Raw genomic sequence first — 17,628 nt, 5'->3', positions numbered from 1 at the left:
GCTGAAGGCGGGCGTCGCACCCCCGCCCCCTGCCACCGCCGACTCCTACTCGGCGGGTGCGACGCCCGCCTTCAGCAGGCCGTACGTGTACGCGTCCTCCAGGGCCTGCCAGGAGGCCGCGATGACGTTCTCGCCGACGCCGACAGTCGACCAGTCGCCCTCGCCGTCGCCGGTGGTGATCAGTACCCGGGTGGTGGACTCGGTGCCGTGCGTGCCCTCCAGGATGCGGACCTTGTAGTCGAGCAGCTCCAGCTTGGCGAGCTGCGGGTAGATCCGCTCCAGGCCGACGCGCAGCGCCCGGTCCAGGGCGTTGACCGGGCCGTTGCCCTCCGCCGTGGCGACGATCCGCTCGCCCTTGGCCCACAGCTTCACGGTGGCCTCGTTGGCATGGGTGCCGTCGGGGCGGTCCTCGACGATGGCCCGCCACGACTCCGTACGGAAGTAGCTGAGGGCGCGGCCCTCGGCCTCCTCGCGCAGCAGCAGCTCGAAGGAGGCGTCGGCCGCCTCGTAGGTGTAGCCCGCCAGCTCGCGCTCCTTGACACGGGCGACGACCCGGCCGACCAGCTCGCGGTCGGTGCCCAGGTCGACGCCGAGCTCCTTGCCCTTGAGCTCGATGGAGGCACGGCCCGCCATGTCGGAGACCAGCATCCGGATGCGGTTGCCGACCAGGCCCGGGTCGATGTGCTGGTACAGGTCGGGGTCGACCTTGATCGCGGAGGCGTGCAGGCCGGCCTTGTGCGCGAAGGCGGAGACGCCGACGTACGGCTGGTGGGTGGAGGGCGTCAGGTTGACGACCTCGGCGATGGCGTGCGAGATGCGGGTCATCTCGGCGAGCGCTCCCGGCGGCAGCACCTGCTTGCCGTACTTCAGCTCAAGGGCCGCGACCACCGGGAAGAGGTTGGCGTTGCCGACCCGCTCGCCGTACCCGTTGGCGGTGCACTGGACGTGCGTGGCGCCCGCGTCGACGGCGGCGAGCGTGTTGGCGACCGCGCAGCCCGTGTCGTCCTGGGCGTGGATGCCCAGGCGCGCGCCGGTGTCGGCGAGGACGGTGGCGACGACGGCCTGGATCTGGGCGGGGAGCATGCCGCCATTGGTGTCGCAGAGGATGACGACGTCGGCTCCGGCCTCCGAGGCCGCCCGTACGACCGACTTCGCGTACTCGGGGTTGGCGCGGTAGCCGTCGAAGAAGTGCTCGCAGTCGACGAAGACGCGGCGGCCCTGGGCGCGGAGGTGGGAGACCGTGTCGCGGACCATCGCGACGTTCTCCTCCAGCGTCGTGCGCAGGGCCAGTTCCACGTGGCGGTCGTGTGACTTGGCGACCAGGGTGACGACGGGCGCGCCGGAGTCCAGGAGGGCCGCGACCTGCGGGTCGTCCTCGGCCCTCGCGCCGGGGCGGCGGGTGGCGCCGAAGGCCACGAGCTGCGCGTTCTTGAAGGTGATCTCGGCCTTCGCGCGGGCGAAGAACTCGGTGTCGCGCGGGTTGGCGCCGGGCCAGCCGCCCTCGATGAAGCCCACGCCGAAGTCGTCCAGGTGCCGGGCGATGGTCAGCTTGTCGGCGACCGTCAGATTGATGCCTTCGCGCTGGGCGCCGTCGCGCAGCGTGGTGTCGAAGACGTGGAAGCTGTCGTCGGAGAAGCTGTCGTCGGGGCCTGAAGTGGTCATGGCTTTCTGGACTCCTGTCGAGTGGAAGGACTGGCTCCACTTGCCCCCATCATCGCGCGCGCCTCGCCCCGGCCGAGATGGGGCCGGGAAACGAAAAAACCTCTCGCGGGTGCGAGAGGTCTGCGCGCGGGTCTGGGGCACGGTGGCCGCGCCGTACGGGGTCGTACGGGAGCGGTCACTGGGGACCGGCGCGCCTGCTGCCCATAATCACGGCGAACGAGAACACGGGGGCAGTCTCGCACGTCCGCCGTGGCGTGGTACTCCCGTCTCACCATGCGGGCGGGTTGGTCCGTCGCTCAGTGCAGCGTCTCGTCGAGGAACTCGCCGATCTGGACGAGGACCTGGGTCCGTTCCGATCCGGGCAGCCCCATCGCCACATGCGTACTGAAGCCGTCGAGCAGCGCCCGTATCCGGGTCGCGAAGCGGTCGGCGTCCCCCACCGTGCGCAGTTCGGACCGCGAGGCGCCCTCGACGAGCAGGGCCACCAGATCGCGGTGCCAGGAGAGCTCGATGTCGAGGAGCCGGGCCCGCGCCTCCTCGTCGACGGCGTGCGAGCGGTTCCACAGTTCGAGCCACAGCGCCCAGTGCGGATCGCGCGGCCCCGTCGGCACGTACAGGTCGACGTACGCGTCGAGGCGCTCGCGGACCGGGACCTGGCGGGCGAGGGCGGCCCTGCGGTCCATGCCGAGCTGCTCCTCGCTCCATTCGAGCGTCTGGAGGAGCAGTTCGTCCTTGCTGCGGAAGTAGTAGAGCAGGTGGCCACTGCTCATTCCGACCTCACGACCGAGCCCGGCCATGGTCAGCCGCTCCAGCCCGTGCTCGGCGATGCTCGACATGGCGGCGGCGAGCACCGTCTCGCGCGGCGGCGCGGCGTTGCGACGGCGGGACGGCGGCTTGGCGGTCCCGGAGTCAGCACCGGACCCGGTCATGAGGCGTTCACATTCACTCGTATGTTTTACCCGATCTGCCCGATCACCTGTGCGTCGCGGGCTGCTGCTGGGTGATGCAGTGGATGCCGCCGCCGCCCGCGAAGATCTCGCGCGCGTCGACCAGCGTGACCGTACGGTCAGGGAAGAGGCCGCGGAAGATCTCGGCCGCCTCCTCGTCACGGGGGTCGCCGAAGGCGCACAGGACCACGCCGCCGTTGCACAGGTAGTGGTTGATGTACGAGTAGTCGACCCAGTCGCCGTCGACCTGGACCCTGGTCGGCGCGGGCACCTCGATCACCTTGAGCGGGCGGCCCTTGGCGTCCGTCTGCGCGCGCAGCAGCTCGACGTTGGCCTTGCACGGCTCGTGGTCGGGGTGGGAGGGGTCCGGCTGGGTGTGGGCCAGGACGACACCGGGCGCCGCGAACGCGGCGACGATGTCGATGTGGCCGAGGGTGCCGAAGCCGTGCGGCGGGTAGTCGGTGGTCAGGCCGCGCGGCAGCCAGATCGCCTTGGTGGTGCCGAGCTTGGCGTGGATCTCCGCCTCGACCTGCTCGCGCGTCCAGCCGGGGTTGCGCTCCGGGCCGAGCTGGACGGTCTCAGTGAGCAGGACCGTGCCCTCGCCGTCGACGTGGATGCCGCCGCCCTCGTTGACGAGCGGGGAGGAGAGCACGGGGACACCCGTGAGATCGGCGATCGCGCCGGCGATCTTCGAGTCGTGCTCCCAGGTGGCCCAGTCCTGGGCGCCCCAGCCGTTGAACACCCAGTCGACGGCGGCCAGTTCGCCCGTCTCGTCGTCCTTGACGAAGGTCGGGCCGATGTCGCGCATCCACGCGTCGTCGAGCTCGCGCTCGACCAGCTCGATGTCCGGGCCCAGCAGTTCGCGGGCGCCCTGTGCCTGTCCCGGGCCGCAGACCACGGTGACCGGCTCGTAGGCGCGTACGGCGCGGGCGACGCCCGCCCACGCGGCGCGGGAGGCGGCGAGCTCCTCCTCGCTGGAGAAGGTGACGTTGGGGCCGGGCCACGCCATCCAGGTGCGCTCGTGCGGGGTCCACTCGGCGGGCATGCGGTAGGTCATGGGGGGTCCTTACAGGAAGTAGAGACGGTTGAGGGAGACGGAGTCGGCGGGTTCCGAGCGCAGCGGGTCGCCGTCGAGCGTGACGAGGCCGCTGTGTCCGTCCACCCCCACCTGTCCGATACGGGAGTTCAGGCGCAGGTCGGCGGGGCCGATGCCGCGCGTGCCGCGCACGGCGACGCGGCGCCGGCGCGTCGGCATCAGGTCGTTGCCCTGGTCGAGTGCGGCCCGGGCGACGAACGCCACCGAGATGTCGGCGGGCGTCGCGCCGTGGGCGCCGAACAGCGGTCCCAGGACCAGCGGTTCGCAGGTGTCGGTCGCCGCGTTGGGGTCGCCGGTGACGCCGTACGCCGGGAAGCCCGACTTCAGGACCATCTGCGGCTTGGCGCCGAAGTACTGCGGCCGCCACAGCACGATGTCGGCCATCTTGCCGACCTCGATCGACCCGATCTCGTGGGCGAGGCCGTGGGCGATGGCCGGGTTGATGGTCAGCTTCGCCATGTAGCGCAGGACGCGGGCGTTGTCGTCGTCCGGGCCGTCGCCCTCCATCGGGCCCAGCTCGGCCTTCATCTTCCCGGCCATCTGGAAGGTGCGGCGCACGGTCTCGCCCGCGCGCCCCATCCCCTGCGCGTCGGACGAGGTGATGCCGATCGCGCCCAGGTCGTGCAGCACGTCCTCGGCGCCCATCGTCCCGGCGCGGATCCGGTCGCGCGCCATGGCGGCGTCGCCGGGCAGGTCGGTCTTGAGGTCGTGGACCGAGACGATCATCCCGTAGTGCTCGGCGACCGCGTCCCGCCCGAAGGGGAGGGTGGGGTTGGTGGACGAGCCGATGACGTTCCGTACGCCGGCCATCTTCAGGACGTTGGGTACGTGCCCGCCGCCGCAGCCCTCGATGTGGAAGGCGTGGATCGTACGCCCGTCGAGGACGGAGAGAGTGTCCTCTACGGACAGGCACTCGTTGAGGCCGTCGCTGTGCAGGGCGACCTGTACGTCGTGCTCCTCGGCGACGCGCAGCGCCGTGTCCAGCGCGCGGGTGTGCGCGCCCATGTCCTCGTGCACCTTGAAGCCGGACGCGCCGCCCTCGGCGAGGGCCTCGACGAGCGGGGCGGCGTCGGAGGACGAGCCTCGCCCCAGGAAGCCGATGTTGACGGGCCAGGCGTCGAAGGCACTGAAAGCGTGGCGCAGGGCCCACGGCGAGTTCACACCGACGCCCCAGACGGGGCCGAACTCCTGGCCGATGACCGTCGTCACGCCGGAGGCGAGCGAGGCCTCCATGATGCGCGGCGAGAGCAGGTGGACGTGCGTGTCGACGGAGCCGGCCGTCGCGATCAGGCCCTCGCCGGAGACGATCGACGTACCGGTGCCGACGACGACGTCGACGCCGTCGAGGGTGTCCGGGTTGCCGGCCCGCCCGATCGCGTGGATCCGGCCTTCCCTGATGCCGATCGACACCTTGCGGATGCCCTGCGCGACATCGATGACCAGCACGTTGCTGATCACCACGTCACAGGTCTCGCGCACGGCGGCGGCCTTGAGGTGCAGCCCGTCGCGGGCCGTCTTGCCGAAGCCCGCGAGGAACTCCTCGCCCGGCTTCTGCGCGTCGGACTCGACGCGCACGGTCAGCCCGGAGTCGCCCAGCCTGACCCGGTCACCGGCGCGGGGGCCGTGGGTGGCGGCGTACTCGTACGGGGTGAGGCGGCGCGCTTCGGCGGGGTGTCCTCCGGGGCGGCTCATCGCTCGACCTCCTGCTCAGTCGTTTCCGGTACGCCGAGGTAGCCGCAGGCGGCGGCGCGGCGCAGTGCGTCTTCGCGGGCGCCCGGCGCGTCCAGCGGCCCGTCGACCAGTCCGGCGAAGCCGATCGCGATCCGGTCACCGCCGATCGGCACCAGCCCGACCTCCTCGCTCTCGCCCGGTCCGAAGCGCACGGACGATCCGGCGGGGACGGCGAGCCGCATGCCGTATGCCTGGACGCGGTCGAAGTCGAGCCGGGGGTTGGCCTCGAAGAAGTGGAAGTGCGAGGTGACGGAGACCGGCACGCTCGCGGTGTTGGTGACCGGCAGCCACACCACGGGCTCCGCCTCGGAGTGCTCCGGCCCCGGCAGCAGCGCACCTGGGGCCTGATCGCCCAGGCCGCCGCTGATCGGATCGCTGACCACCGCGAGCCGCGAGCCGTCGTCGAAGACCGCCTCCACATGCACCTCGGTCACCACATCGGCCACGCCGGGCAGCACGTCGTCGGGGCCGAGGACGGACCGCGCCGCCTCGATCGCCTCCGCGAGCCGCCGCCCGTCGCGGGCCGCCTCGCAGACCGTGTCCGCGATGAGCGCGGTCGCCTCCGGCACGTTGAGCCGCAGCCCGCGCGCCCGGCGCGCCCGCGCCAGCTCGGCGGCTCCGAACAGCAGCAGCCGGTCGCGTTCCGTCGGGGTCAGTCGCACGCCGCCACACCTCCAAGAAGTTTAGAACTTCACTCTAACCATCAGATTCACACGTCGGAAACATTGACGCGCCACCTTGAGGCAAGTCACATTGAACAGCACTCAAAACTTTGTTGTCCGGCGGACCGGGAGGACCCAGCCATGCCGATAGAACAGCGCGGAGTCGACACCATCCCCGACGAGGAGCGCACCAGCGGGCCGCGCGACCTCGTCTCCCTCCTTCTCGGCTCGAATCTCTGCCTCGGCGTCATCGTCTTCGGATGGCTGCCGCCGTCGTTCGGCCTGGGCCTGTGGCCGTCGGTGACCTCGATCCTCGTCGGCACCCTGGCCGGAATCGCGGTCACCGCACCGCTCGCGCTGATCTCGCTGCGCACGGCCACCAACCTCTCGACCTCCAGCGGCGCCCAGTTCGGCGTACGCGGCCGGCTCGTCGGGTCGGTCGTCGGCCTGCTGCTCTCGCTCGGTTATACGGCGCTCACGCTGTGGATCGGCGGCGACGTGATGGTCGGGACCCTCTCCCGGCTCACCGGCCTGCCGGACGGCGGGGCCTCCCGCGCCGTGATGTACACCGTGCTCGCGGGCGCCACGGTCGTCGCCGCCGTGTACGGCTACCGACTGCTGCTGCGGCTCAGCAAGGTGCTGTCCGTCGGCATGGTGATCCTGCTGCTGGCCGGCGTGTACGCCTTCGCGGGCGACTTCACCACGGCCGCTCCCCCGGACACGCCGTACCTCCTCGGCTCCTTCTGGTCCACCTGGCTGCTGGCCGCCGTCGCCGCCGGGCTGAGCGGCCCGGTCGCCTTCATCACCCTGCTCGGCGACTACACGCGCTACATCTCGCCGCGCCGCCACACCTCGCGCAAGGTCTTCTGGGCCACCTGTCTGGGCCTGTTCCTCGGCCTTCTCGTCCCGCAGCTCTTCGGTACGTACACCGCGCTCGCCGCCCGGGCCGGCCTCGACTACGCCGGGCCGCTCGTCGAGGCGGCGCCCTTCTGGTACCTGGCGCCGCTGCTCGTCGCGGCCTCCGCCGGGTCCGTCGGCAACGCCGGCCTGATGCTGTACTCGATGGGGCTCGACCTGGACGCGATCCTGCCGCGCGCCACGCGCACCCGGGCCACCGTGATCGCCGCCGCCGTCGCCACCGCGTTCGTCTTCGTCGGCTCCTTCGCCTGGTCCGTGCAGTCCGCGATGACGTCGTTCGTCCTGCTCCTGACGGCCATCGGCACACCGTGGGCCGTGATCTCCCTGATCGGGTACGTGCGCTGCGGCGGCCAGTACGACGCGGACGCCCTCCAGGTCTTCAACCGCCGCGCCAAGGGCGGGATCTACTGGTACCGCTCGGGCTGGAACATCCAGGCCACGGCCTCCTGGGCGCTGGGCGCGGCGGTCGGCCTCGCGGCGGTCTCGACGACGGTGTACGAGGGTCCCCTCCTGGCCCTCACCGGCGGCGTGGACTGCAGCTTCATCCTCTCCGGCCTGGTGGGCGGCGTGGCGTACGCGGCGCTGACCGCGAAGGGGCGGACGGCCGCGCGCCCCGCCGGACCGGTGGCCGAGCGCGCGAGCGAGGCGCCCGATCCGCTCCCGGCGCCGACCGCGCGCGCCTAGCCTGCTGCTCATGGACAGCCACGGGCGCGACGCCGCCACCCTGGCGGGCCGGATCGACCGACTGGACGTACGCATCCGCGCGTTCGTACCCGAGCCGGACCGGGAGGGGAGGCTGGCGGCGGAGGCGGCGGCTGCCGCGGCCCGGTGGCCGGACGCCGCCGCGCGGCCGCCGCTGTACGGGATCCCGGTCGGCGTCAAGGACATCGTGCACGCCGCGGGGCTGGACACCCGGGCCGGTTCCGCGGTGCCGCCCGAAGCGCTGACGGGCGAAGAGGCCACCGTCGTACGCCGGCTGAAGGACGCCGGGGCGCTGGTCGCGGGCAAGACGGTGACCGCCGAGTTCGCCGTCCTGGCCCCCGGGCCGACCCGCAACCCGCACGACCCCGAGCACACCCCGGGCGGTTCGAGCAGCGGTTCGGCGGCGGCGGTCGCCGCAGGCGCGGTGCCGCTGGCGATAGGCACCCAGACGGTGGGCTCGATGATCCGCCCGGCCGCCTACTGCGGGGTGACCGGCTTCAAACCGACGTACGGACGCGTCCCCATGGACGGTGTGATCGCCAACGCCCCGTCCTTCGACACCCTGGGCGTGTACGCCGCCGACGTCGCCGGGGTCACCCTGGCCGCCGCGGCGGTGTGCGACGACTGGCGACCGGTCGCCCCGGGAGACGAGCTGCCGGTACTCGGCATTCCGGCGGGACCGTACCTGCGGTGCGCCGGTTCCGAGGCGCTCGACGCGTTCGACGCGCACGTCGGCCTGCTGCGCGAGGCCGGTTTCGAGGTACGCCGGGTGCCCGTCATGGACGACTTCGAGCGGATCCGCGCGCAGCTGTTCACGATGAACCGCTACGAGGTCGCCCGGACCCACGCCGGGTGGTTCGCGGAGTACGGCGCCCTGTACCGCCCCGAGACGGTGGCGGCGATCCGCGAGGGGCAGGCGGTCACGGCGCGGGAGTACGCGCGGGCGGTGCGGGAGCGTGCGGCCTTCCAGGACCGCGTCGCGTCGGCGGCGAGCGCCCACGGCGTCGACCTGTGGATCACCCCGGCCGCGACCGGCCCGGCGCCGCGCGGCCTCGCCACCACCGGCAGCTCGGTCATGTGCCTGCCCTGGAGCCACGCGGGGCTGCCGTCCCTGTGCGTACGGACGCGGCGTGCGGGCCGCCTGCCGATGGGCCTGCAACTGGTCGGCGGCCGGGGCGCGGACGAGCGGCTGCTGGCGTGGGCGCCGGCGCTGGAGGCGGCGGTGGCGGAGCCGGTCCAAGGGTGACCCGCGGGTCCGCCGGCCGTCGCCGGATCCGGCCCGTCCGGCGCCCCGACGCGCGAGGCCGCGCCCGGCGGATCCGCCGGGCGCGGCCTCGCGCGTACGAGCGGGGGTCAGGCCAGGTCGTGGGTCCAGCCGTGGACGTCCTCGGCGGTGCCGGTCTGGATGGCGAGCAGCCGCTTGCGCAGCTCCATCGTGACCTTGCCCGGCTTGCCGTCGCCCTGGACCCACTCCGCGCCCTCGGACTTCACCGAGCCGACGGGCGTGATCACCGCGGCCGTGCCGCAGGCGAAGACCTCGGTCAGCGTGCCGTTCTCCGTGTCGCGCTTCCACGCCTCGGTGGAGATCCGGCCCTCCTCCGCCTCGTAACCGAGGTCGCGGGCGAGCTGGAGCAGCGAGTCACGGGTGATCCCGGCGAGGAGCGATCCGGTGAGGGCCGGGGTGACGATCTTGTCCCCGTACACGAAGTACAGGTTCATGCCGCCCATCTCCTCGACCCACTTGTGCTCCAGCGCGTCCAGCCAGACCACCTGGTCGCAGCCCTTCTCCGCCGCCTCGGCGAAGGCGAGCAGCGAGGCCGCGTAGTTGCCGCCGGTCTTGGCGAAGCCCATGCCGCCGGGGACGGCGCGCACGTAGTTCTCCGACAGCCAGACCGAGACCGGCTGCACGCCGCCGGGGAAGTAGGCGCCGGCGGGCGAGGCGATGACGATGAAGAGGTACTCGTTGGCCGGCCGCACGCCGAGCCCGACCTCGTTGGCGATCATGAACGGGCGCAGGTAGAGGGACTCCTCGCCGCCGTGCGGCGGGACCCACGCCTTGTCCTGCTGGACCAGCGCGTCGCACGCCGCGATGAAGGTCTCGACCGGCAGCTCCGGCATCGCGAGGCGGCGCGCGGAGATCTGGAAGCGCTTTGCGTTGGCGTCGGGGCGGAAGGTGGCGACCGAGCCGTCGGGGCGGCGGTACGCCTTGAGACCTTCGAAGATCTCCTGCGCGTAGTGCAGGGTCATGTTCGCCGGGTCGATGGACAGCGGCGCGTACGGCACGAGCTGCGCGTCGTGCCAGCCACGGCCTTCGGTCCACCGGATGGTCACCATGTGGTCGGTGAAGTGGCGGCCGAATCCGGGGTTGGCCAGGATCGCCTCGCGCTCCGCGTCGGACAGCGGGTGCGAGGAGGGCTTGAGCTCGATCGTGGGCGTCGTCATGAGTGCGTGTCCTTCACCGTTTGTGTGTGGTGGACCGCGCTCACGCCTTAGTAGGACGTCCGAGCTTCCCCTCATACCGCGGCCCCACGTTCGATTATCGCCCGTGGGAGTGCGTGGATGAAACGGCGTGTAGTGCGGCCCAGGATTGATGGTCCCACCCGGCCGCGGCAAAGCACAGCCGCCGGGTGTCTGCGACCCGGCGGCTGTGGGAGGAGTCCGTCGGGTCAGCCCGCTACGCGTACCGCGAGCGCGTCGCCGATCTCGTCCGTCGTACGGACCGTGCCGCCGTCGCGCTCCGCGAGGTCGGCGGAGACGGCCGCCTCGATACGACCGGCCTCGGTGTCGAAGCCGAGGTGGCGCAGGAGGAGGGCGACGGAGAGGATCGTGGCCGTCGGGTCGGCCTTGCCCTGGCCCGCGATGTCGGGCGCGGAGCCGTGGACGGGCTCGAACATCGACGGGAAGGCGCCCGTCGGGTTGATGTTGCCGGAGGCCGCCAGGCCGATGCCGCCGGTGACGGCGGCGGCGAGGTCGGTGAGGATGTCGCCGAAGAGGTTGTCGGTGACGATGACGTCGAAGCGCTCCGGCTGCGTGACGAAGAAGATCGTCGCGGCGTCGACGTGCAGGTAGTCGGTGGTGACCTCGGGGTACTCCTGGCCGACCTTGTCGAAGATGCTCTTCCACAGGTGGCCGGCGTGCACCAGGACGTTGTTCTTGTGGACCAGCGTCAGCTTCTTGCGCGGACGCGCGTCGGCCCGCTCGTACGCGTCGCGGACGACGCGCTCGACGCCGTACGCCGTGTTCAGGCTGACCTCGGTCGCGACCTCGTGCTCCGTGCCGGTGCGGATCGAGCCGCCGTTGCCGGTGTACGGACCCTCGGTGCCCTCGCGCACGACGACGAAGTCGATGTCGGGGCGGCCGGCGAGCGGGGTGGCGGTGTTCGGGAACAGCTTGGACGGCCGCAGGTTGATGAAGTGGTCGAACGCGAACCGCAGCTTGAGCAGCAGCCCGCGCTCCAGGACGCCGGACGGCACGGACGGATCGCCGATCGCGCCGAGCAGGATGGCGTCGTGCTGCTTGAGGGAGTCGAGCTCCGCGTCCGGGAGGGTCTCTCCGGTGCGGTGCCAGCGCCGCGCGCCGAGGTCGTACTCCTTGGTCTGCAGCTTCACATCCTGCGGGAGGACGGCGTTGAGGACCTTGAGCCCCTGGGCCACGACCTCCTGGCCGATGCCGTCACCGGGGACCACTGCGAGATTGATGCTGCGAGACATGTCGGCACCCTACTCCCGCGTCCCATCCCCTGACACCGGGCGTCCGCCATTCGGACTCAAAATCTCGACAGATTCTGTTCACCCGCAGTACTGGCCGGAGTTGGTTGTTACTGGGAAGTTCTTTTCCATGGCCGACACCCCCCGCACCGGTATCCCCGAGCAGATGGCGCGCCGCATGAGCATGCCGGAGCAGCACGAGTATCTGCGTACGAAACTCTCCCGCCGCCGGGTGATCACCTCGTCCGCCGCCACCGTGGGCGGAGCCGCCCTGCTCGGCGGTGCGAGTCCGGCGTACTCCGCCTCCTCCCCCACCCTGCTGCCCTCCTCGGTCACCGCACGCGTCGACGGCTCGCTCGTCGCGCCGTTCGGCCGCCACCTCGCCTTCGGCGCCGATCCGAAGACGCAGATGCGCATCTCGTGGCAGGTGCCCTTCGCGGTGAAGAGCCCCTACGTACGGGTGGGGCTCGAGCCGTGGGAGCTGAGCCGGAAGATCGAGGCGGAGGTGCGCGATCTGCACACGCCGTCGCTGTCGCGGAAACTGCCCGCGGTGGACCAGTTCTACCTGCATGTGGGGCTCGACGGGCTGCGGCCCGGGACGACGTACTACTACGGGGTCGGGCACGACGGCTTCGACCCGGCCGACGCCGCGCGGCTGTCGACCATCGGCTCGTTCCGTACGGCGCCCGCCCGGCCGGAGAACTTCGTCTTCACGGCCTTCGGCGACCAGGGCGTCAGCTACGACGCGCTCGCCAACGACCAGCTGATCCTCGGCCAGAACCCGTCGTTCCATCTGCACGCCGGCGACATCTGCTACGCCGACAGCAGCGGGCACGGCAGGGAGTCGGACACCTACGACGCGCGGGTGTGGGACCAGTTCCTGGCGCAGACCGAGAGCGTGGCGTCACGGGTCCCGTGGATGGTGACCACCGGCAACCACGACATGGAGGCCTGGTACTCCCCCAACGGCTACGGCGGCCAGTCGGCCCGCTGGTCGCTGCCCGACAACGGGCCGGACGCGGCCGACGCCCCGGGCATCTACTCCTTCACGTACGGCAATGTCGGCGTCGTGGCGCTGGACGCCAACGACGTGTCGTACGAGATCCCCGCGAACAGGGGATACACGGACGGGGCGCAGAGCGCCTGGCTCGACAAGCGGCTCGGCGAGCTGCGGCGGCAGCCCGGCATCGACTTCGTCGTGGTGTTCTTCCACCACTGCGTGTACTCGACGTCGACGCACGCCTCGGACGGCGGTGTGCGCGACGCGTGGCTGGCGCTGTTCACCAAGCACCAGGTGGACCTGGTGATCAACGGGCACAACCACGTGTACGAGCGCACCGACGCCATCAAAGGCGGTGAGGTGGGCAAGCCGGTCCCGGTCGGCGCCTCGACCGACCCGACGCGGGACGGGATCGTCTACGTCACCGCGGGCGGGGCGGGCAAGGACCTCTACGGGTTCGGGCTCGGCGTGAAGGACAGCTACGAGGGCCACGTCCACGACCACGACCACATCGTCAGCTTCCACTGGACGAAGTCACGGCTCCCGGACCCGGACACCGTCGAGTGGTCACGGGTGCGGTACTCCGGCTTCTCGTTCCTCGCGGTGGAGGCCGAGGCCGGTACGTCGCCGAGGCTGAAGGTCTCCGCGCTCGCCGAATCGGGCGAGCGCGTCGACTACTTCGAGATCCGGCGCAGCCGTTAGCGGGGTCGTCGGACGAAGCCGTCGTCCGGTGCGGCGGTGGCGGCGCCGGCTCAGTGGCCGGTGGCGCCGCCGTTGTCGCGGCGGTCCAGTGCCCGCTGGAGGGCGGCGACGGCCTGCTTGCGGTCGGTTTCGCTGGAACGGGGGGTGCGGCGGACGCGGCGGGCGGTCTCGGCCATGATGATCGACTCCTTGAGATCAGAATGATTTCAGGGCGCCGGAATGGGCGGGGAGCAGATGCCGCAGGGGTTACCTGCATGGGGCACGGGCTCGCGACCGCCGTTCGCTGATGGAGCGAGACGTTCGGCTTCTACCAAGCTAAGCGAGGCCGGACTGTCTGTCTCCACAATTACTCGGACTTCCTACTATCTGAGACGCGATCATGGCCGCGCCCCGGAGAGGCGCGGCCGTGATCGCGTTCAGGAAGCCGTGAGATACATCTTCGAGGCGTCCGCGCCCGCCGTGTTGCGGCAGGTGTAGGCGCTGCCCGTCGAAGCCGCGTACATCAGGGCGAGACAGCGGCCCTGGGCGAGCTGGCCGTAGTGATTGGGGTGCATGGACTCCTGGACCGGCCCCTGCGTGGAGTCGCTGTCGATCCAGCGCGCCCATTCGCTGGCGGCGGCGGACGCCGGCTGGCCGGCGCTCACCAGCCTGCTCTGCCGGGCGCACACCTCGCGCCCCTGGAGCATGTCGCGCAGGTCCAGGAACTGCGCTCCCTTGGCGGCGGCCACGCCCTTGAGGCGGTTCGCGATCTGCGGCACGAGCGAGTCGCGCGCCCAGTCGGAGTCCTTGTTCCAGAACGGGCAGCCGCCGGTGCCGACCCGGCTCCAGCCGCTCTCGGTGTAGCGGTTCTCGGCGGCCCTCGGGATCGGCGAGGGGTACGACTGGAGGATGATCCGGTAGGCGGAAGCGGCATACCCCCCGGCGGCCATCACCGCGCGGATCTCGTCGACGGCCTTGCCGACGTTCGCCATCGTCGTGTCGATCTTCGCGTCCACGACGGCCTGCTGGTCGTCGTGGCAGTAGGAGTACCAGACCATGTAGTCCGTGGCACAGGTGGTGATGATGTCGGCGAAACCGAGGTCGTTTCCGCCGACCGACAGCACGACGACCTTCACGTTGTTCGCCGCGGCGATGCCCGCGAGCTGGTCGGCCTGCGGGGCCTCGCCCTTGAACGCGAGACCGCCGTTCGCGGCCCGGAAGACGTTCCGGGTGGTGGCTCCCGAGCAGGCGATGTTGATCAGCGCCTCGGTGGTGCCGGTGGCGCTGCGCACCTCGGCCGAGTCGGACCGGTGGCAGCCGTTCGCGGCCGTCGGACCGTAGACGGCGGCCGGGTCGTAACCGCTGCCCGTCCACGCGCGGTCGGAGCCGTCGCGGCTGCCGCTGTTGGTGAGGCTGTTGCCGCGCCAGCGGCCCGCCTCACCCGAGATGTAGCTGTCGCCCATGGACACGATGGCGGTCGGGCCGGTGGTGGGGCTCGCGGCCGAGGGGGCGGACCCGGCCGTCAGTACGGCGCCGAACGCCAGCGGGAGGCTGAGCGCGGCGGCGGCGAGGCGCCGGGTGCGCGTACGGCGGCGGGTGGGTCTGAGCGTATTCGTGGAGCGGAATCCGGACACGGCGGAACTCCTGCGCTAAGCCGCTGGGGCGTATCGGTGAGGGAAGCCGCCGGCCGGTGGCATGCGGAAATCTGGCACGCCGCCGTTTGTTACCGCTAGGTACGTGCGGGTTTCTTTTACGTCACGGCGTGTCCGGAAGCGACCTCCCGCGCCACGGTCCACTGCCCGGCGCACCCCGTGCGGGGCGGCCGCTCAGAGCAGGTCGCCGCCCCGCCAGTCGAAGAGCAGGGCCTCCGACGCGTCGGGGAGCCCGCCCACCGCGCGCACGTACGTCGTGCCCTCCTCGTCCGGCAGCGGTACGACGCCGTCCGGCCCCAGCGCGGCGAGGCGCCCGGGCCACACCGCCCACCCCCGCGCCGCGTAGAGCGCCGCCCCGTCGTCGGACGCCGAGAGGGCGCCGAGCACGTACGACCGGTCGATCACCCGCTCCAGCGCCTCCATCACCCGGTTCCCGAGACCCTGCCTGCGGCGGTCCGCCCGCACGGCCACCCCTTCGACGTACCCGACGCGCAGCGACCTGCCGGCATGCAGGGCCCGGCGCTGGACGACGCTGCCGTGGGCGGCGAGGCCGTGCTCGTCGTGGACGACGGCGTGCACACCGCCGACGGTGTGGTCCCAGTCGTCCTCGCCGAAGTCGCCGTCGAAAGCGGCGTCCAGGAGGGCGCGGATCTCGTCGAGCGCGGCGGGTTCGAGGTCGGCGGTGTGGGCGGTGCGCGCGTCATCCATGCGGGCACTCTCGCAGGGCCGCCACCCCGAAGGACGGGGTGGCGGCGGTTTTCGGTCTAGTACACGTTCACGCCGTACGCCGACAGGGCTTCGCGTACCGGCTGGTGGATGGCGGAGCCGCTGGTGCCGGTGCAGCCGGAGCTGCCCGAGTGGATGCCGAGCGCGACGCTTCCGGCGAAGTGGGCGCCGCCGCTGTCGCCGCCGGCCGAGCAGGCGGTGGTGCGGACCATGCCGTAGACGGGTCCGTCGCCGTAGTTGACGGTGACGTTCACGGCGGTGACGGTGCCGCTGGTGACCTTGGTCGTCGAGCCGCTCTTCTTCAGGGCCTGGCCGACCACGGCGTTCGCGGCGGACGCGATGTCCTGGTAACCGCCGTTGTAGAGGTTCACGTTGCCCGCGGGCGCCGACCCGTTGGTGTACCGGACGATGCCGTAGTCGTTGGTCGGGAAACTGGTCCCCTCACGGACGCCGATCACCGGACCGCCGGAGGTGGCCGACCAGTTGGCGGCGCTGTTGGTGCAGTGGCCGGCCGTCACGAAGTAACGCGCCGTCCCCTTCGAGACGTTGAAGGCGGCCGAACAGCGGTAACCGCCGCCGTAGATCGCGTCGCCGCCCGCCACCTCCCGCTGGAACGTCCCCGGTACGCGCGCGACGCGCACCGCCCCGTCCTGGGCGGCGGCGACCTTCCTCAGCCGGGCCAGGTCCCGGGCGCCGACGGACCGGTCGGCCTGGACGCCGACCTGATTGGTCCTCGGGTCGATGCCCCACGACGTACCGGTGATCTTCGCTCCGGACTCCAGGGCCGCCATGGCCGCCTCCAGCCGTGCGGCACTTCGCTGCACGCGCTTCGCCACGGCGCCGGCCGCCCGGACCTGCTCGGCGGCGTGGTCGCTGGTGACGGTGACGACGAGATCGCCGGTGCGGCGGTCGAGGTAGCTGCCGGCGGTGTCGTCGCCGAGGCGCGCCGACAGCGCGGTGTCGAGGGCGTACGTCGCGGTGCCGGCGGTGGCTTCGGTGGCTTCTCGGGCGGTCCCGGCGCCGGCCGGGGCCGTGCCGAGGCCGAGTGCTCCGGCGGCCAGTAAGGCGGTCAGAGCCGTGCGGGTGCGCAGGACGCGTCTCATGGGGGGATCTCCTCGGTCGAGTCCCCGCGGGGAACGGGGACACCACTGAGGAACTTGACATGTCCATTGCCATATCACAAGACCGCGTCGGCCCGCCCCCGGGCCCCGCCGGTTTCCCCGCCCGCTTCGGGGCACATGGACTGCGACGAAGGAGGCGAGACATGGGCACTTGGGCACTCACCCGTCGCGGCAGAAGCACCGCGCGCCAGGCGTCGGACAGTTCGGCCATGGAGGCCGCCGCACGCTGGGGATTCGTGGCACGCGGCGTGCTGTACCTGCTGATCGGCGTACTGGCCCTGCGGATCGCGCTCGGCGACGGCGGCCAGGAGGCGGACCGGGGCGGAGCGCTCGTGGAGGTGGCCGCGCAACCGCTCGGCCAGTACCTGCTCTGGGCGCTGGGGATCGCGCTGGCCGGCATGGCGCTGTGGCGGCTGTCCGAGGCGTGCTTCGGCGCGGCGGGCGCCGACGGTCACAAGCCGCGCAAGCGCCTGTTCTCCTTGGCGCGTTTCGTCTTCTACGCCTTCGTGTCCTATTCCGTACTGTCCTTCGCCGTCGGCGCCAGTGGCAGCGGCAGCGGGTCGAGCGACGACCAGTCCGAGGACGTCACGGCCCGGGCCATGGAACTGCCGGGCGGCCAGTGGCTCGTCGGCATCGGCGGCCTGGCCATCGCGGTCACCGGGCTGTGGATCGCGGGCCGCGCGGTGCTGCGCAAGTACCACAAGCACCTGAAGGCGCGCGCGCTGCGGGGCCGGACCGGCAAGGCCGTCGACATCACGGGCGTGGCCGGCGGCATCGCGCGCGGCGCGGTCTTCGCCGTACTGGGCGGCTTCGCGGTCAAGGCGGCGGTCGACTACCAGCCGGACGAGGCCAAGGGCATCGACGACACCCTCCGGTCCTTCGCCGACACCCCGGCGGGCCCGTGGCTGCTGGCCCTGATAGCCGTCGGCCTGGCGGCGTTCGGCCTCTTCTCCTTCGCCATGGCCCGCTGGCGCAAGATCTGAGTCCGGGCGGACGTGGAACCGCCCCCGTCCGGCGTGGGGG

15 protein-coding genes are annotated in these 17,628 nt (G+C 71.8%); 4 read left to right on the top strand and 11 right to left on the bottom strand.

Annotated elements, in window-relative coordinates; translation table 11 throughout:
- Positions 1-45 precede the first annotated feature (45 nt).
- The 5 genes from cimA to ureA all read right to left on the bottom strand — a co-directional run bounded on the left by cimA (position 46) and on the right by ureA (position 6,098).
- Complete coding sequence (gene cimA / locus E2E34_RS18045) at positions 46-1,662, bottom strand: citramalate synthase (RefSeq protein WP_138902951.1); 1,617 nt, start codon at positions 1,660-1,662, stop codon at positions 46-48.
- Positions 1,663-1,958: 296 nt separating this feature from the next.
- Positions 1,959-2,591 carry a TetR/AcrR family transcriptional regulator gene (locus E2E34_RS18040; RefSeq protein WP_138902950.1) on the bottom strand — a complete coding sequence of 211 codons (633 nt, stop codon included), beginning with the start codon at positions 2,589-2,591 and terminating at the stop codon, positions 1,959-1,961.
- A 43-nt stretch (positions 2,592-2,634) separates the two neighbouring features.
- Positions 2,635-3,666, bottom strand: coding sequence for an agmatine deiminase family protein (locus tag E2E34_RS18035; protein WP_138902949.1), 1,032 nt, complete (start codon positions 3,664-3,666; stop codon positions 2,635-2,637).
- 9 nt (positions 3,667-3,675) lie between these two features.
- Positions 3,676-5,397, bottom strand: coding sequence for an urease subunit alpha (locus E2E34_RS18030; RefSeq protein ID WP_138902948.1), 1,722 nt, complete (start codon positions 5,395-5,397; stop codon positions 3,676-3,678).
- Complete coding sequence (gene ureA / locus E2E34_RS18025) at positions 5,394-6,098, bottom strand: urease subunit gamma (protein WP_138902947.1); 705 nt, start codon at positions 6,096-6,098, stop codon at positions 5,394-5,396. Before ureA ends, E2E34_RS18030 begins: the two co-directional genes overlap by 4 nt.
- A gap of 141 nt (positions 6,099-6,239) precedes the next feature.
- Between ureA and E2E34_RS18020 the strand changes: the two genes are divergently transcribed.
- Both E2E34_RS18020 and E2E34_RS18015 read left to right on the top strand, forming a co-directional pair.
- Positions 6,240-7,700, top strand: a complete 1,461-nt coding sequence (locus tag E2E34_RS18020; RefSeq protein ID WP_138902946.1) for a cytosine permease — start codon at positions 6,240-6,242, stop codon at positions 7,698-7,700.
- Positions 7,701-7,710: 10 nt separating this feature from the next.
- Positions 7,711-8,964, top strand: coding sequence for an amidase (locus tag E2E34_RS18015; RefSeq protein WP_138902945.1), 1,254 nt, complete (start codon positions 7,711-7,713; stop codon positions 8,962-8,964).
- Positions 8,965-9,071: 107 nt separating this feature from the next.
- Here the strand turns inward: E2E34_RS18015 and E2E34_RS18010 are convergent, their stop codons facing one another.
- Positions 9,072-10,160, bottom strand: coding sequence for a branched-chain amino acid aminotransferase (locus E2E34_RS18010; RefSeq protein ID WP_138902944.1), 1,089 nt, complete (start codon positions 10,158-10,160; stop codon positions 9,072-9,074).
- Between the two features lie 224 nt (positions 10,161-10,384).
- The gene (locus tag E2E34_RS18005; RefSeq protein ID WP_138902943.1) at positions 10,385-11,428 is read right to left on the bottom strand and encodes a 3-isopropylmalate dehydrogenase; all 1,044 of its coding nucleotides are present in this window, start codon (positions 11,426-11,428) and stop codon (positions 10,385-10,387) included.
- Positions 11,429-11,555: 127 nt separating this feature from the next.
- Here E2E34_RS18005 and E2E34_RS18000 point away from each other — a divergent pair, with 127 nt between their 5' ends.
- Positions 11,556-13,127: a fibronectin type III domain-containing protein gene (locus tag E2E34_RS18000; RefSeq protein WP_244315836.1), complete on the top strand. Its 1,572-nt coding sequence runs from the start codon at positions 11,556-11,558 to the stop codon at positions 13,125-13,127.
- Between the two features lie 50 nt (positions 13,128-13,177).
- On the opposite strand, the gene E2E34_RS37005 is transcribed toward E2E34_RS18000, so the two are convergent.
- From E2E34_RS37005 to E2E34_RS17985, 4 genes are all read right to left on the bottom strand, one after another.
- Positions 13,178-13,303: a hypothetical protein gene (locus E2E34_RS37005; protein WP_279637893.1), complete on the bottom strand. Its 126-nt coding sequence runs from the start codon at positions 13,301-13,303 to the stop codon at positions 13,178-13,180.
- 240 nt (positions 13,304-13,543) lie between these two features.
- Entirely contained in the window at positions 13,544-14,740 is a 1,197-nt protein-coding gene (locus tag E2E34_RS17995) for a GDSL-type esterase/lipase family protein (RefSeq protein WP_244315834.1), read from the bottom strand.
- A 192-nt stretch (positions 14,741-14,932) separates the two neighbouring features.
- Positions 14,933-15,466, bottom strand: coding sequence for a GNAT family N-acetyltransferase (locus E2E34_RS17990; protein WP_138902942.1), 534 nt, complete (start codon positions 15,464-15,466; stop codon positions 14,933-14,935).
- Between the two features lie 56 nt (positions 15,467-15,522).
- A complete protein-coding gene (locus tag E2E34_RS17985) occupies positions 15,523-16,587 on the bottom strand; it encodes a S1 family peptidase (protein ID WP_138902941.1) in 1,065 nt (354 codons plus the stop codon).
- Positions 16,588-16,748: 161 nt separating this feature from the next.
- On the opposite strand from E2E34_RS17985, the gene E2E34_RS17980 reads away from it, so the two are divergent.
- Positions 16,749-17,588, top strand: a complete 840-nt coding sequence (locus E2E34_RS17980; protein WP_138902940.1) for a DUF1206 domain-containing protein — start codon at positions 16,749-16,751, stop codon at positions 17,586-17,588.
- Positions 17,589-17,628 lie beyond the last annotated feature (40 nt).

It is taken from the genome of Streptomyces albidochromogenes (genome assembly GCF_005981925.1).
Lineage (GTDB): Bacteria > Actinomycetota > Actinomycetes > Streptomycetales > Streptomycetaceae > Streptomyces > Streptomyces albidochromogenes.
The sequence above is the reverse complement of the archived record's forward strand: the minus strand, read 5'-3'. Positions and strand labels throughout refer to the sequence as shown.

Bases quoted from the DNA above. Each gene is read 5' to 3' on its own strand.
- cimA (WP_138902951.1), bottom strand. From the start codon at position 1,662: ATGACCACTTCAGGCCCCGACGACAGCTTCTCCGACGACAGCTTCCAC.
- E2E34_RS18040 (WP_138902950.1), bottom strand. From the start codon at position 2,591: ATGACCGGGTCCGGTGCTGACTCCGGGACCGCCAAGCCGCCGTCCCGC.
- E2E34_RS18035 (WP_138902949.1), bottom strand. From the start codon at position 3,666: ATGACCTACCGCATGCCCGCCGAGTGGACCCCGCACGAGCGCACCTGG.
- E2E34_RS18030 (WP_138902948.1), bottom strand. From the start codon at position 5,397: ATGAGCCGCCCCGGAGGACACCCCGCCGAAGCGCGCCGCCTCACCCCG.
- E2E34_RS18020 (WP_138902946.1), top strand. From the start codon at position 6,240: ATGCCGATAGAACAGCGCGGAGTCGACACCATCCCCGACGAGGAGCGC.
- E2E34_RS18015 (WP_138902945.1), top strand. From the start codon at position 7,711: ATGGACAGCCACGGGCGCGACGCCGCCACCCTGGCGGGCCGGATCGAC.
- E2E34_RS18010 (WP_138902944.1), bottom strand. From the start codon at position 10,160: ATGACGACGCCCACGATCGAGCTCAAGCCCTCCTCGCACCCGCTGTCC.
- E2E34_RS18005 (WP_138902943.1), bottom strand. From the start codon at position 11,428: ATGTCTCGCAGCATCAATCTCGCAGTGGTCCCCGGTGACGGCATCGGC.
- E2E34_RS18000 (WP_244315836.1), top strand. From the start codon at position 11,556: ATGGCCGACACCCCCCGCACCGGTATCCCCGAGCAGATGGCGCGCCGC.
- E2E34_RS37005 (WP_279637893.1), bottom strand. From the start codon at position 13,303: ATGGCCGAGACCGCCCGCCGCGTCCGCCGCACCCCCCGTTCCAGCGAA.
- E2E34_RS17990 (WP_138902942.1), bottom strand. From the start codon at position 15,466: ATGGATGACGCGCGCACCGCCCACACCGCCGACCTCGAACCCGCCGCG.
- E2E34_RS17985 (WP_138902941.1), bottom strand. From the start codon at position 16,587: ATGAGACGCGTCCTGCGCACCCGCACGGCTCTGACCGCCTTACTGGCC.
- E2E34_RS17980 (WP_138902940.1), top strand. From the start codon at position 16,749: ATGGGCACTTGGGCACTCACCCGTCGCGGCAGAAGCACCGCGCGCCAG.